Annotated in this window: 12 protein-coding genes; 8 read left to right on the forward strand and 4 right to left on the reverse strand. The window is 43.4% G+C overall.

Going from position 1 to position 15650, the window contains the following annotated elements; all coding sequences use genetic code 11:
* Positions 1-56 precede the first annotated feature (56 nt).
* The 5 genes from Q8P28_10140 to Q8P28_10160 all read left to right on the forward strand — a co-directional run bounded on the left by Q8P28_10140 (position 57) and on the right by Q8P28_10160 (position 4728).
* Positions 57-179 (forward strand): hypothetical protein, encoded by a 123-nt coding sequence (locus Q8P28_10140; protein MDP2683135.1) that lies wholly within the window; start codon positions 57-59, stop codon positions 177-179.
* 18 nt (positions 180-197) lie between these two features.
* On the forward strand, positions 198-1631 hold the full coding sequence (gene mnmE / locus Q8P28_10145) for a tRNA uridine-5-carboxymethylaminomethyl(34) synthesis GTPase MnmE (GenBank protein MDP2683136.1): 1434 nt from the start codon (positions 198-200) through the stop codon (positions 1629-1631).
* An 89-nt stretch (positions 1632-1720) separates the two neighbouring features.
* Positions 1721-2980, forward strand: a complete 1260-nt coding sequence (locus tag Q8P28_10150; GenBank protein ID MDP2683137.1) for a glutamate-5-semialdehyde dehydrogenase — start codon at positions 1721-1723, stop codon at positions 2978-2980.
* 945 nt (positions 2981-3925) lie between these two features.
* Positions 3926-4174, forward strand: coding sequence for a hypothetical protein (locus Q8P28_10155; GenBank protein MDP2683138.1), 249 nt, complete (start codon positions 3926-3928; stop codon positions 4172-4174).
* Entirely contained in the window at positions 4174-4728 is a 555-nt protein-coding gene (locus Q8P28_10160) for an SEC-C metal-binding domain-containing protein (protein ID MDP2683139.1), read from the forward strand. Before Q8P28_10155 ends, Q8P28_10160 begins: the two co-directional genes overlap by 1 nt.
* A gap of 105 nt (positions 4729-4833) precedes the next feature.
* On the opposite strand, the gene mtnA is transcribed toward Q8P28_10160, so the two are convergent.
* From mtnA to Q8P28_10180, 4 genes are all read right to left on the reverse strand, one after another.
* Positions 4834-5871, reverse strand: coding sequence for an S-methyl-5-thioribose-1-phosphate isomerase (gene mtnA / locus Q8P28_10165; protein MDP2683140.1), 1038 nt, complete (start codon positions 5869-5871; stop codon positions 4834-4836).
* A gap of 121 nt (positions 5872-5992) precedes the next feature.
* Positions 5993-7246: a molybdopterin molybdotransferase MoeA gene (locus Q8P28_10170; protein ID MDP2683141.1), complete on the reverse strand. Its 1254-nt coding sequence runs from the start codon at positions 7244-7246 to the stop codon at positions 5993-5995.
* Between the two features lie 53 nt (positions 7247-7299).
* The gene (locus Q8P28_10175) at positions 7300-8595 is read right to left on the reverse strand and encodes a transglycosylase SLT domain-containing protein (GenBank protein ID MDP2683142.1); all 1296 of its coding nucleotides are present in this window, start codon (positions 8593-8595) and stop codon (positions 7300-7302) included.
* Positions 8596-8600: 5 nt separating this feature from the next.
* Positions 8601-10109, reverse strand: a complete 1509-nt coding sequence (locus tag Q8P28_10180) for a radical SAM protein (GenBank protein ID MDP2683143.1) — start codon at positions 10107-10109, stop codon at positions 8601-8603.
* A 165-nt stretch (positions 10110-10274) separates the two neighbouring features.
* On the opposite strand from Q8P28_10180, the gene Q8P28_10185 reads away from it, so the two are divergent.
* The 3 genes from Q8P28_10185 (at position 10275) to Q8P28_10195 (ending at position 15641) form a co-directional block, all read left to right on the forward strand.
* The gene (locus Q8P28_10185; protein MDP2683144.1) at positions 10275-11654 is read left to right on the forward strand and encodes an FAD-linked oxidase C-terminal domain-containing protein; all 1380 of its coding nucleotides are present in this window, start codon (positions 10275-10277) and stop codon (positions 11652-11654) included.
* 9 nt (positions 11655-11663) lie between these two features.
* Positions 11664-12908: an MFS transporter gene (locus tag Q8P28_10190; GenBank protein MDP2683145.1), complete on the forward strand. Its 1245-nt coding sequence runs from the start codon at positions 11664-11666 to the stop codon at positions 12906-12908.
* Between the two features lie 78 nt (positions 12909-12986).
* On the forward strand, positions 12987-15641 hold the full coding sequence (locus Q8P28_10195; protein ID MDP2683146.1) for an AMP-binding protein: 2655 nt from the start codon (positions 12987-12989) through the stop codon (positions 15639-15641).
* Positions 15642-15650 lie beyond the last annotated feature (9 nt).

Genomic DNA, 15650 nt, shown 5'->3' on the forward strand with positions numbered 1-15650 from the left:
AATCATAATACTTTAATTTCCTTGACGCCGCATTTATCTTCAACTAAACTTTAAACATGAAGAAAACCTTTATCCTGTCTCCTTCCACTATTGTCTTCGTAGTAGATGTTGCCCCTCGCATATCCGATATGGAGATAATTGAAAAGCTTACAAAATTGGAAGAAGGACAGAAAGTGTAGTCAATGGTCTGGAGTCAAATGAATCTCTCCGATACCATATCTGCCATAGCAACCCCTCATGGAGAAGGCGGAATCGGCATTATAAGGATAAGCGGCGCTGATGCAGAAAACATTGCCAGAACTGTATTCAAACCCCGCAAAATTCCCCCTTCTGTCCCCCTTTGTCAAAGGGGGATACAGGGGGATTTTGCAAAAGGGGGGATTTTTGAAAACCGCCGCCTCTACTTCGGAACAATCTTTAACCCATCCGATAACACCCCTCTTGATGACGCGCTTATGGCAATAATGAGAAAACCAGATTCCTTCACAGGCGAGGATGTGGTGGAATTTCACTGTCACGGCGGCCAGCTTGTGCTGCAAAGGGTGCTGGAGGCTGTTTTGCGGCAGGGGGCGCGATTGGCAGAGCCAGGCGAATTCAGCAAAAGGGCATTTTTAAACGGCAAGATGGATCTGGCCCAGGCAGAGGCTGTTATAGATTTAATAAGGGCAAAGACAGATTTGAGCTTAAGGCTTGCACGTCTTCAGATGGAGGGCGTTCTTTCCAGAAAGGTAAATCAGATAAAAGAGTCTGCCGTAGGTCTTCTTGTTTCCATAGAGGCAGGCCTTGATTTTCCGGATGAAGAGGACGTGACAATCCTTTCTGGTTCGGAGATTAACAAACGACTAAAGCAAATAAGCGGCGAAATAAAGAAACTCCTTTCCACATACGAAGAGGGGAAGATTATACGGGAAGGGATAAACTGCATTATCCTGGGAAGGCCTAATGTCGGAAAGTCAAGCCTTTTAAATCTCCTCTTAAAAGAGGAACGCGCCATTGTTACAGCAATTCCCGGGACAACCAGGGATATTATAGAGGAGGTTGTTAATATAAAAGGCATACCGCTAAGACTCATGGACACAGCAGGCCTAAGAGAGACACAGGATGAGATTGAAAGCATAGGCATACGGTTTACCATGAAAAGGCTTGAATCCAGCCAGATGGTTCTTTTTGTAGTGGATCTGTCGGATGGCGAATTTAAGGAAGATATCGGAATTCTGGAAAAGATTTCGGACAAAAAAATTATTATTATTGGGAATAAGATAGATAAGGCATCTATAGAGGCTGTCAGTTCCTTCCATAGCGCATTCAAAGAAATGACAAAGTTAGAGATTTCCGCGCTGCTGAATAAGGGCATTGAGGAGTTAAGACAGACAATATACAATGAGGCAATCGGGCATAAGGCCGATGAATCTATTGGCGTAGTTATCTCCAATGTGCGGCACAAGATTAGCCTTGAAAAGGCGCAGAGGGCTGTTGCAAAGGCAGAAGAAGCCCTGGAAAACGGCCTGTCCGGAGAATTCATTGCAGTAGAGCTTAAAGAAGCAATAGAAAGACTCGGCGAAATAACAGGGGCAGTAACAACAGAGGATATTCTTGACAGGATATTCAGCCAGTTTTGCATAGGAAAATAAACCACGCAATCACTGAAGCGCTTAACCTATTGACAATAAAGGCCATATTGCTACAATAGCCCAACAAATAAACTTATGAGGCATATCTAATGTCTACAATAAAATCCGATATAAAACAAATTGCTAAATCCGCAAGAGAGGCATCTTTAAAGCTTGCCAATATAAATACTGGCGTAAAGAATAAAGCCCTTTTAAGGATGTCCGATGAGCTTCTGAAAAATGGAAACAAAATAGAAGAGGCTAACAAAAAAGACATTAAAGCCGCAGAGGACAAGGGTTTATCAAGGGCAATGATTGACAGGCTTACAATTACCGACAAGGTTTTAAAGACCATGTCCGACGGCATAAAAGAGGTTGCCGGCCTTTCTGACCCTGTTGGCGAGGTTACCCGTATGTGGAAAAGGCCAAATGGCCTTCTTGTCGGGAAGATGAGGATACCGCTTGGCGTTATCGGAATAATCTATGAGGCAAGGCCGAATGTTACTGCTGATGCGGCAGCGCTTTGTTTAAAATCAGGCAATGCTGTTGTCTTAAGAGGCGGTTCAGAGGCAATAAATTCAAACCTTGCCATTGCAAAGGTTTTGCAGGATGCGTGCAGAAAAGAAGGTATTCCTGACACGGCAATTCAGGTTGTGCCGACAACCGACAGAGAGGCAGTTTTGGAGATGTTGAAACTTGAGGAATATATTGACCTCATTATTCCCAGGGGCGGCGAGGGGCTTATCAGGTTTGTTGTAGACAATTCTAAAATCCCTGTTATCAAGCACTATAAAGGCGTGTGCCACATATTTGTGGATGAATACGCTGATTTAGATATGGCTCTTAAGGTGTGTTTTAACGCCAAGGTTCAAAGGCCTGGGGTTTGCAATGCTATGGAGACTTTGCTTGTCCATAAAAATATTGCCAAAGAGTTTTTGCCGAAAATGGGCAAGAAATATCAGGATGCTAAAGTTGAACTCAGGGGATGCGCGGAAACAAGAAAGATTCTGCCATATGCCAAACCCGCAGCAGAAGAGGACTGGCCGGCAGAGTATCTGGATTTGATTCTTGCGATAAAGGTTGTAAAAGATATGGATGAGGCAATATCGCACATTGCAAAATATGGGTCGCTTCATACTGAATCAATAATCACAAAGGATTACAGCAACAGCCAGAGATTTTTGCGGGAGGTCAATTCATCGACTGTCCTTATAAATGCCTCTACAAGATTTTCTGACGGCTTTGAGCTTGGCCTTGGCGCGGAGATCGGCATATCAACAACAAAGATTCACGCCTTTGGCCCGATGGGGCTTCTTGAGCTTACAACACAGAAATTTATAATTTATGGAGAGGGGCAGGTAAGGGAGTAATTTAAGCAGCAGTGTATCTGCAAATATCCCGTTTTAATCTTGATAGGTTTATTTATTTGACCTAATATCAGCAAAAACGATGCTGCGGCATAAAAAAGAATGTTAGCTTGACCAAGATACCCAGAGACTCGTATGCCGACCACCGACGAAATGAACATCTCGCTCGATGATGCGAAGTTCTTCAACGACAAGATAGGGGAGATAGTGCGAGGCCCTGATCACGGTCACGATCTCGCGGTCGTTCGGCGTTACTTTCGTGGCTATTTGCACTGTTGGAAGACCGTCTTGCATCTCGTTCGAGAGGCCAAAGGATTTGGGGCACCGAGACAGACGAAGAGCTGGATCGCTTGGTGTAAGCGATGGCAGTCTGGGCATCTGGACTCGCGAGACGTCGACCTCATGGACCAGCTTCGCGAAACGAGAGATTACGATACACACACCGGAACAATCGTGATTACCGGCGAAGTCGCGGCCGGGCTTTTCCCACTTGTCTTCGTGAGCCCTGTGACAACGTCGCACACCAGGAGAGAATTGGTAACCTGCACAAGAAGAGGTCTCGATCTAATCAGCGCAATCATTGCAACACACGCGAGTACGCCGTAAGGAACAGTATCTCTTCGGCACCAGCTTTCTCTCGAAGTAGTCCTCTTCTCGAGCGCTTCCGGAAGTTGATACAAAATGTGGAAGGACAGGTTAACAACCGAATGGAGCCGACGCGCCTGTCCGTCTGTGCGATCATGTCGCTGAAGGCGCTCGGCTCATTAGGAAACGTTGGAATTTCCCAACCTGACGCTCCAGACGGTCTACGCCGCTGAGCGGGCCACAAAGTCAAAATCAAATGAAAATCGATTTTGCCCTTGCATTTCTGATTAGACATCTGCTATTATATATTTAGACAGTCACTTAACGCTGTAGTATTATTAGTTATTTTAAAGAGTTAAAAACATGGCACGTGTAAATCTCAAAAAAGAGTTCAAATTTTATCTCGACCACCAGAACGAGTTGGTGGAAAAGTACAACGGTAAATTCATCGTGATAAAAGATGAAGATGTCATCGGAGCATATACATCTGAATCCGACGCAATTGAAACAACATCAAAGACACATGAACTCGGGACTTTTCTCGTACAGAAGTGTGAACCTGGAACAGCAGGATATACCCACACCTTCCATTCCCGTGTGGTTTTTGTCTAATGCCACCCGCCGGCTCCCGCAGTTTCACTCTTCAGAGTAACGGTGGTCTTCTTAATCAGCTTATAACCGATATTGAAATTGCTCCTGCTTTTGATCCAGCCACCGCAGCACAACAAACAAATCCATATAAACCGTATAAAGCCCTTTGGGATACGGGCGCCACGGGAACCGTAATCACCAAAAAGATTGTCGATGATTTAGGTTTGAAGCAGATCGGCATAACAAAAGTATTTCATGGTGACGGATCAACCGATCAGCCGGTTTATTATATTAACATCATGCTCCCTCATCGGGTTGCCTTCTCTTACATTCGTGCGACCGAAGGGAAGCTTACTGGATTTGATGTTCTCGTCGGAATGGACATAATAGTAAAAGGTGATTTTGCCATTACGAACTCAGATGGTAAAACAACTTTCTCGTTCAGGATACCATCAGAGATCTGCATTGACTTCGTGAAAGAACATAATAGCAAGAACGCCCCACCTCGTGTCGGAAGAAACGATCCCTGCTCCTGCGGTAGCGGCAAGAAATACAAAAAGTGCCACGGTAAATAGTGTATTTCCTGTATTTCTAGCAAGCATTTACATCACCAGAACAACCTCTTATTCCAACCAGAAGATCGAGAGCGTCCGGGGCACGCCCCGCGTCTCATCTTAGCGCTATCCTTTGACCATTCTTTTCAAGCTCTTTTCAAAGGGTTTTCCGGCAATCCCATTTTCTGTGATAATGGCTGTTACCAGTCTGTTCGGTGTTACATCAAAGGCAGGGTTTCTTACCTTTATGCCAAGAGGGGCAATGGGAATGTTTTTTATATGTGTAATCTCCCTTATATCCCTTTCCTCAATCGGAATCTTATCTCCATGTTTTATGTCTAAATCTATAGTGGATATGGGGGCGGCAACATAAAAAGGTATCTTGTGCTCCTTTGCGAGAACCGCAACAGAATATGTCCCTATCTTATTAGCCACATCGCCATTTGCGGCAATCCTGTCAGCGCCAACAATTACCAAATCTATCAATCCCTTTTTCATCATATATCCTGCCATACTATCAGTTATAAGCGTGGTATCTATGTTGTCTTTCATAAGCTCCCACGCTGTGAGCCTTGATCCCTGCAAAAATGGCCTTGTCTCATCCGCAAAAACCTTGATTTTTTTCCCATCTTCAATTGCCGCCCTTATTACGCCAAGGGCTGTGCCGTAACCGGCGGTTGCAAGCGCGCCTGCATTGCAGTGTGTAAGCACAGTTGCCTTATTTTTTATGAGCTTGCTTCCATACCTGCCCATCTTTTTATTTATCTCAATATCTTCATCATGAATCCCTTTTGCCTCCTGAACAAGTCTTTCCTTAATCTCATCCGGAGACATCCCTGTATCTGCCTTTACAACCCGCTTCATCCTGTCAATTGCCCAGAAAAGGTTTACTGCTGTCGGACGGGTGGAGGCCATAACCTTGCAAATCTTTTCAAACTCTTTTACAAATCCCTTGCGCCCTTTCGCATTTATCTGAGATGCGCCCAGCGCAACGCCCATTGCCGCTGCAACGCCGATTGCAGGCGCGCCTCTTACAACCATCTCCCGTATGGCCTCTGCCACATCAAGGAAATCTGTATATGTCCTATAGACCTCTTCGTTTGGCAAAAGCCTCTGGTCTATCATTACAATGCTGTTGTTTTTCCATTCTACGGTTTTAAACATACCGCCTCGCTCCCTGTGAAATGTAAATTGTAAATATTAAATTATAAATTGGTTCGCTTTTGTTTTAAAATTTTCACTCTTCAATTTGCAATTTCCAATTCAACATTCTTAAGAATGTTGCTTAATATCCAGGCTTATCCTGATATAAAAAACCATGATCCAGCATCTGAACCTTTACCTTGCTGTCCTTTTCTATATCCTTGGCATCTTCCGGGAGAATTATAAGGCAATTGGCTTTTACCATGCTGCTCAATATGCCTGAACCCTGGCCCTCCAGAGGCGCAGCGTAAAATTGGCCATTCTTTTGTTCAAGCGCCGCCCTTACAAAATGCACCCTCCCTGGTTTTTTCTTTATAGGTTTGGTAAGCAGCGCATCAAATACCCTCTTAAAAATCTCTCTTTTTCCCATCATCTTTAAAATGGCAGGCATTGCAAACTGTTCAAATGCAACCATTGATGAAATAGGATTTCCCGGCAGGCCGAATGCAGGTTTGCCTCCGATAACGCCAAATGCAAGGGGTTTACCGGGTTTCATTGCCACCTTCCAGAATCTCATCTCGGAACCCATTTCCTTCAGAACATCCTTTACAAAGTCAAAATCTCCCACAGAAACGCCGCCGGATGATACAATGCAGTCTGCTGTCAGGCCAAACTCAAGTTTTTCCCGAAGGTCTTTTTTATTGTCTCTGGCTATGCCAAGTTGAACAGGGATTGCGCCGTATGTCTTTACTTGAGCGGCAATAGCATAGCTGTTGCTATTTCTTATCTTGCCGTCTGTTGGCGTTTCATCTATCTCAACCAGTTCATCCCCTGTTGAAAGCACAGCAACCTTTGGCCTTTGATGCACATAGATAACAGGCTTGCCGACTGCTGCAAGCATACCTATTTCAGCAGGCCGTATACTTATGCCTTTTGTTAAAACAATATCGCCTTTCCTGAAATCCTCTCCTGCTTTCCTTATATTGTCCCCAAGCTTTGCTTCTCTAAATATTTTTACTTCTGACTTTTGACTTTTGACTTCTGACTTTTCCGTATCCTCCACCATCAGCACTGCATCAGCGCCCTTTGGCATAGGCGCCCCTGTCATTATCCTTATTGCCTCGCCTTTTTTAATAGTCTTTTTTGCCGTATAACCTGCCGGCAGGTCTTCTATAACTTTAAGGATTATAGGTTTGTCCTTTGATGCCGTTTTTGTATCAATTGCCCTTAAGGCATAACCGTCCATTGCAGAATTATCCCACGGTGGATTGTCTGTAGAGGCAGTTATATCCTCGCCCAAAACCCTTCCGAGCGAGGAGAGGATATTTATTCTCTCCATGCCAAGGGGTTTTATCCCGCTTAAGATTATTTCAAGCGCTGCTTCAACTGAAATCATAGGATTTAGAATTAGAAATTATGAATTAGAAATTTGATGCGGTCTCACGACAGTTAGCCTCTTGGATTGGATGAGGCAGTTACCGGAGCGGCCATCTTTTTAGGCCTTACAGGAATCACTATCTCTATGCCAACCTTCACATATTTTGCGCTTTTTAGTTTGTTCAGATACAGGATAGAATCAATGGATGCGCCGTATTTTTTTGCTATAAGCGAAAGGGTTTCGCCTTTTTTTACCGTATGCACTAAAAAGTTAAGCCGTTCCTGCGGAGGGATTACTATAAAATTTGCTTGAAATACCCCGGCCTTTTCCTTTGGCAATTTTATCTCATATTCCGGGTAGTTCGGGGGGGTAAACCATTTTAAAAGTTCCGGGTTCAATTCCTTTATGTCTTCAACAGGGCACTCACACGCATTTGCAATAACCCTTAAATCTGTTGCACCTGGGATGACAATCTTATCGTAAGCAATCCGGGGTTGATATTCCATGTCTGTAAAGCCATATTTTGCGGGTTCTTTGGCAATAATCATGGCAGCGATGTATTTTGGTATATAATCCCTTGTTTCCCTCTTTAATGTCTTTTTCTGTTTTGCAACAATCCAGAAATCATCCGTCTTATGTTTTTTCATAGCCCGCAAGATGCGGCCTTCTCCTGCATTATAACTTGCTGCCGCAAGGTGCCATGAATTAAATATGCCGTATAGGTCTTTGAGATATTTTGCGGCAGCCCGTGTGGCTTTTTCCGGATCTTTTCTTTCATCTACCCACAAGTCTGCCTTCAGGCCGTATTTCTTCCCTGTCCATTTCATAAACTGCCACATCCCGACAGCCCTTGACCTTGACCTGGCATTGGGATTAAAGCCGCTCTCTATCAAGGCAAGATAGGTCAGGTCTTCAGGAAGGCCGTTTTGCCTGAATATATCCTTAAGCATAGGAAGATACATCTCAGACCTGGCAAGCCATTTTTCGAAATATTTTCTACCGCGTGTTTGAAAATACTTTATGAAGAACTCAACCTTATCATTTACAACAACAGGCACATCATAGGTTATTTCTTCTTCTATCTCATCGTCTGGAGTTTCAGCAGTCAAATCATCAAGCCTTTGAAGATACTGCTCCTTATCGGGAACTGCATCCTGCCCGCTGTTGTTCTCTTCTTCCTGCTTTTCCATGGCTGTGGCAAGAATAGTTTTATCCTGTGAATGGACGGCAGTTATACCGCCTTCAATGGCGAAGGCAGGAGAAGCAGTGACCAGTAAAAACAAAACCAACCTCATTAGACCTTTTCTGACCACTGACCACTGGCCACTATATTTTGGAGATGGGGTGCGGAATGTCTGTGTTTTCATAATTATTACCACTTCAAATTTGTTTTTGCTGTATTTAACCTTGCCAGTACACCGCTTATTTCAAGCTGCCTGAACCTTTCCTTTATGTCCTCTGCCGTATTTTTAGCGGCCAGTTCTATCTGTTTGCCCTTTTCAGTAATGGCCTTGGTATATTCAAGAAAATATTCGTTCTTCTTTGCCCATTTTTTTGTAAGGTTTCTACCATATATCTTAATTGACACATTGAACATGTGCAGTTTGACGGCCCTTTTTATTATCTGACCTATGGAGTAAAATCTGGCGGTTGCCTTAACGGTTTCAGCCTGAAGCTCATGGTATGTCATCTTCTTAGGCTCAAATACAGCATGGTGCGCATCATATAAGCTCCAGTCCTTTGTTATAAATCTGTTCTGTTTCTCCATTTCACGGAAAAAGCCGGTGCCCGGCAGCGGTGTAAGTATCATGAATTGAACAGACTCAATGTTGTTCTTTTTTGCAAAAGAAACAGTCTGCTGTATAGTTTCAACTGTATCATTATCTGAACCAAATACAAACATCCCATGGATGCGGATACCGTGGTCATGGAGTTTTTTTATACAGGCTTTAATATCCTCAACAGACTGCTTTTTGTTATACGCCTTTAATGTCTCCGGGTTTACAGATTCAAAACCTATATAAACAGTATGACAGTTTGACCTTTTCATAAGGTCAAGAAGTTCAGGGTCTTTTGCAACATCAACCCGGACCTGGGCAGTCCATTTTGGGGTCAGGCCCTTTTCTATCATAAGCCTTAAGAGTTCCTTTGTCCTTTTTTTGTCCGCCGAAAAATTATCATCATAAAAGAAGACCCATTTCCCACCGTTATCTTTGTTAAGCTGGAGCTCTTCTATTACACTTTCTTTGCTCCTGAACCTGTATTTCTGGCCGAACATCCCTGTCACAGAACAAAAGCTGCAATCGTAGGGGCATCCTCTGGATGTCATTATCGGCGTTATCGATAACTTTTTGCGCGCCTCTTTTTCAAGGCCTTTGACTATTGAGAAATCCGGGCATGGAAACTTGTCCATGTCCTTGCAATAGCTGGTTGTCTTATTGTGAATTGTCTCTCCGTTTTTTTTGTAAGAAAGTCCTGTAATAGCCTCAAATCCCATGCCTGTTTCAAGCGCCTTTATAAAATCTACTATAGTCTCATCTGCCTCTCCGCGCAGCACATAATCGCATACCTCCAGCGCCTCGTCAGGCATATATGTGACATGAGCTCCTCCCATAAAAACAGGTATTCCTGCCTTTTTCACAATTCTCGCTATCTCGTATGCCCGTGAAGATGTAGATGTAATCGTTGATATGCCGACAGCGTCCGCTGTAAGCACATCCTCCAGATCTAATTCCCCGACTGCCTCTACATAACTCCTGACATCGTATCCCTTTTCCTTAAGCACTGTTCCAAGAAGAACGGTGCCAAGCCTTGGCAGAGGCATCTTGCTGAATATATGAAAATCCGGCGGTTTTGGCTCTATGAATATTATCTTTTTCAATGAATCCTCCTGTGGGCAAACACACTATAATTATGCGCCAAATATTATAATTGCCGCATCCTACCCTATTCATCCCTATTTTGTCAAGGCTTAAAAAAAGAGACTCATGGACAACCCCCGTATCATCTCTTTATATCACCCTTTCAATATGCTATTATTAATACCATGCTTTCCAAAAACATCATAACAGAGATGATCAATATCGTCGGCAAGGAAAATATTTCCACTGACAGGGAAGACCTTATCTGTTATTCCTACGATGCGACAAACCAAAAGTTCCTGCCGGATGCGGTTGTTTTCCCCAAAGGCGCTGAAGAGATATCCATTATTTTAAAGCTGGCCAATAAAGAGGTATTTCCTGTTATTCCCCGCGGCGCAGGCTCAGGTTTTTCAGGAGGTTCTTTGCCGGTTGAGGGCGGGGTAGTTGTATCTCTTGAGAGGATGAATAAAATCCTGAAGGTTGATGCTGATAATCTCATTGCCATTGTTGAGCCCGGAGTTGTTACAGGGGATTTGCAGGAGGAGGTGGAAAGGCTCGGCCTGTTCTATCCGCCTGACCCGTCAAGCCTTAAATTCTGCACTATCGGCGGAAATGTAGCAGAATGTGCGGGCGGGCCGAGGGCTGTGAAATATGGCGTTACAAAAGATTATGTCCTGGGGCTTGAGGTTGTTCTACCTACCGGCGGGATAATAAACACAGGCGCTCAGACTATAAAAGCCGTTGTAGGGTATGACTTGACAAAATTGATGGTCGGTTCAGAAGGCACATTAGGCATTATTACAAAGATTATATTGAAACTTCTCGCTCTGCCGGAGGCTACAAAGACCATGCTTGCGGTTTTTACCGATATGCGGGATGCAGCCAAAACTGTTTCAAAGATAATTTCTTCAAAGATTATTCCTTCAACACTGGAGTTTATGGATAAAGACAGTATAAAATGTGTTGAAGATTATTCAGGTATGGGACTTTCGGATAATGTTGATGCGCTTCTTTTGATAGAAGTGGATGGAGGTAAGGAACTTGTGGAAAATCAGGCAGAGACCATTAAGAAGATATGTCTTGATAATGGAGCGAAGGAGGTAAGGATCGCCGGAGATAAAAGGGAGGTGAAAAAACTCTGGCAGTTGCGCCGCTCTATATCGCCGGCATTGGCAAAACTAAAGCCAAACAAGATAAACGAGGATATTGTTGTGCCGAGGAGCAAAATCCCTGATGCGATAATCGGTATAAGGCGGATTGCGGGAAAATACAATCTGACCAATGCCAACTTCGGCCATGCAGGCGACGGAAATATCCATGTGAACATTATGATTGATAAGTCTCTTAAGGATGAGCTTAACAGGGCAGAAGAGGCTGTAAAAGAGATATTTGAGCTTGTAATTAGTCTTGGCGGAACCATTTCAGGCGAGCATGGGATTGGCACAACCAAGATGCCGTATATAGGAATGGAATTGAGCCAACTTGCGATAGATATAATGAAAAAGATAAAACATGCTTTAGACCCAAAGGGGATATTGAATCCTGGAAAGATATTTCCTCAATAACAAGAAAATATGGCGATTAGCCGACAGCTTGACAAAAAATCTATCCTGAGCTGGTGTCTGTTCGATTTTGCCAATTCCAGCTATTCCGCAGTCATTGCCGCAGTGGTTTTTCCAGTCTATTATGCCAATATCGTAGTGGGTAATGAGAACGGTAATGGGGATTTGTGGTGGGGCAGGGCCATATCCCTGAGCATGGCAGTAATAGCCATCAGCTCTCCTTTCCTCGGAGGCATTGCAGATTATGTTGGGCTCCGGAAGAGGCTTCTCCTGCTTTACACTGCTTTGAGCATATGTGCAATAGCAGGTTTTTCTCTATTAGACAAGGGAATGATTATGGGAGGCTTTTTCATGATTCTGGTTGCTAATATTGGCATGGAGGGCGGTCTTGTATTTTATAATTCATTTCTTCCTGAGATAGTTCATAAGGAATACCATGGGAGAGTCTCGGCATGGGGCTTTGGAACAGGATATGCGGGCTCTATTATCTCCCTTCTCATTGCCATACCTTTTGTAAAGGCAGGCAGTTTTGAGCTTGTATGGTTCATGGTAGCGCTCTTTTTTTTGGTATTTTCCCTTCCTGCCTTTATCTTTCTCCCATCGGACAAGAGAAACAATGTATCTTTAATCAAGGCCGGTACAACGGGTGTAAGATATACCATTGCGACATTGAAGGAATTATGGAATAGAAAAGAAACAAGAAAATTCCTTCTTGCCTATTTAATATATGAGGACGGCATCAATACCGTAATAATATTCTCAAGCCTTTTTGCAGCCGCAACCCTTGGTTTTAAGCCACAGGAATTGATAGTTTTGTATATTGTCGTTCAGGTTACGGCTCTTATCGGCGCATTCATCATGGCAAAACCGATTGACGTTTGGGGGCCAAAGACGGTTGTTATCACATCTCTTATCATGTGGAGCATAGTGGTAATGGCAGCATTTTTTGTGCAAACCAAAACACAGTTCTGGGGCATAGCCACCTTTGCCGGTCTCGGCCTTGGCACTGTTCAGGCGGCAACGCGTGCTTTTTATATGCAGTTTATTCCACAAGAAAAAGAAAGCGAATATTTCGGCATATATTCCCTTGTTGGAAAATCATCAGCTATAATAGGGCCGTTGGTTTTCGGCTTTTTGTCTTCTGCTTTTGGAAGCCAGAGGCCGGCCATCCTCTCCATAGCCGTATTTTTTATTTTAGGCACTATGATATTGAGCTTTGTTAGGGGTGGCGGGCCTAACGTAACAAATGCAAAATGAAGATTGCAAATTGAAAAATGCAAAATTTAAAGGAATGGTTTTCATTTTTCAATGAGCGATAGCGCATTAGGAGTTTTGATGCCAGAAACATATACCATACCTCAAGCTTTTGAAAAATCTGCATTGTTCTCTCCTGAAAAGGTTGCGCTTCAGGTGAATGTTAATGGCGGATACGCATGCTGCACCTATGGAGAATTATTAGCCAGAGCTAAAAATGTTGCAGCATTTTTAATTTCCCAAGGCGTCAAAAAGGGCGATAGGATTGCTATTTATTCAAGAACCTGTCCTGAATGGGGAATATCCTACATGGGGCTTATGATGGCAGGCGCTGTTGCAGTGCCTATTGACGCTCAGATTGAGACAGAAGAGGTAAAAAATATCCTTACACATTCTCAAGGCAGGGTGATTCTTATCTCTGAAGAAAATGGAGATAAGACATTAAAAGCAGCCGAAGACCTCATGGTAAGGATAATAAATCTTAATAGTAAGGAATTCTTAGATATCTGTCATTACAACCAAAGCTCTAAAAAGTTTAATCTTCCGGAGGTTAATGAAACAGATATTGCCTCCATAGTTTACACCTCGGGGACAACAGGTATTCCCAAAGGGGTCATGCTCAGCCATAAAAACTTTTGCTTCGATGCCTTGAGCATTATAGAGGCTGGTCTTATATCAAGAGATGATAATGTGCTTGGTGTATTACCCCTTCACCACACATATCCATTTATGACAACCTTGCTCACGCCGCTTATCGCAGGAGCAACGGTTACCTATCTAACCATACTAAAAGGGCCTGAGATAGTTAAGACAATGAGAGAGTGCAAAATCACTATTTTTATAGGCGTGCCGCAGCTTTTTGAAATGCTGTTAAGAGGAATTCATTCAAAGATGGAAAATCCCATTTTGAAAGGGCTGGCTTATGTATGTGATTTTTTTAGGAAAATAACAGGGCTTAATTTGGGGAAAATTATTTTTAGCAAGGTGCATAAAAACCTCGGTACTGGCTTACGATTCTTTGCATCCGGAGGCGCAAAGCTTGACCCGGATGTGGGCAGGGGGTTTTTTTCTCTTGGTTTCACTATCATTGAAGGCTATGGACTGACAGAAACATCTCCGGTTGCTGCATTAAATCCTGAAAACAAGCCCAAAATCGGTTCAGTGGGCCTGCCAATACCAAAGGTTAAAATAAGGATATTAAACCCGGACAAAGATAGGGTTGGTGAGATAGCTATCAAAGGTCCGATAGTCATGCAAGGCTATTATCTGAATGCCGAAGAGACGGATAAGGTAATAAAAGACGGCTGGCTCCTGACAGGGGATTCCGGGTATAAAGATGAAGATGGATACCTTTATATAACAGGCAGATTTAAAGAGGTAATCGTTTTGAGCTCAGGGAAAAATATCTATCCGGAAGAAATTGAGAAACTCTATCTTGTCACGCCGTTTATAAAAGAGATATGTGTAATCGGGGTCGAAAATAAGAGTGGGGTTACAGATCACCTGCAGGCTGTAATTGTGCCTAACTTTGATTATTTAAAAGAGCAGAAGATTGCCAATCTGAATGAGGTAATCAAGCGGGAGATAAATGTGCTATCCTCAAAACTGCCTTCCTATAAACGGATTATGGGCTACAGGATTGTAACAGAGACTCTTCCCAGAACATCTCTCGGCAAGATACGGCGATTCATGGTAAAGGAATTTTTACAAGGGAAAAAGAAGCAAGAGATAAAGCAAATATCTGCCGAAGACCGGGTTATTATGCAAGACCCTTCTGTCCGGAAGATGATCACATATCTAAAGGGTGTCACAAAAAATGAGATTATCAACCTTGATGACAATCTGGAGCTTGACCTCGGTATTGATTCTCTGCAGAGGGTGGAGTTGGTAGTTGCAATGGAAGAGATATTTGGCACAAAACTTCCAGAAGGTTTTGGCACTGAGGTTATAAGTGTACGAGATCTCATAAAAAAACTTCTGGAGCTTAAAGGCACGCCTGCAGAACGGGTCAAGGTTAACCGGTGGCCAAAGGTTTTTGAGGCAGAGCCTGATGAAGAAGATAAGGACAGGGTTGGACTGAACCAAGGAGTTATCTCAAAGATTTTTTTGACATCCGGGCTTGTCATTTTAAAGGCAATATCAAAAGTGGTCTTTCGGCTGGAGGTCAGGGGGATAGAGAACCTGCCTCAGCCGCCTTATATAATCACGCCAAACCACACTAGTCTTGTGGATGGTTTTGTTGTTGCCTCTGCAGTGCCGTTCAATATTTTCTACAATCTTTATTTTGTTGCTATTCAGGAATATTTTGACAATATGGCTACAAAGGCTTTTGCAAGGCTTGCCCATATCATACCAATCAATCCTGAGGCATATCTGTACAGGGCCATGCAACTCAGCGGTTTTGTACTGAGAAACAGCAATGCCCTCTGCCTTTTTCCTGAAGGAGGAAGATCAATTGACGGCAAACTGATGGCCTTTAAAAAAGGTGTTGGTATTCTCTCTAAAGAACTCAATGCGCCGCTTATACCGACAATAATTGAGGGAGCCTTCACCGCACTTCCCATGGGCGCCTGGTTGCCGAGACCGGTCAAGATAACGGTAAGTTTTGGGAGGCCTGTCTATCCAAAGGACATTGATTCCTTAAAAAAACCTGATGGTATTGATGAATATGAGTGGATAGGCTTGCAGCTTCGGGAGGGAATGATCAAACAATTTGCTGAGGTTCTGGGAAAATAGTTTATTAAG

It is taken from the genome of Deltaproteobacteria bacterium (assembly GCA_030690165.1).
Taxonomy (GTDB): Bacteria; Desulfobacterota; GWC2-55-46; order UBA9637; family UBA9637; genus JACRNJ01.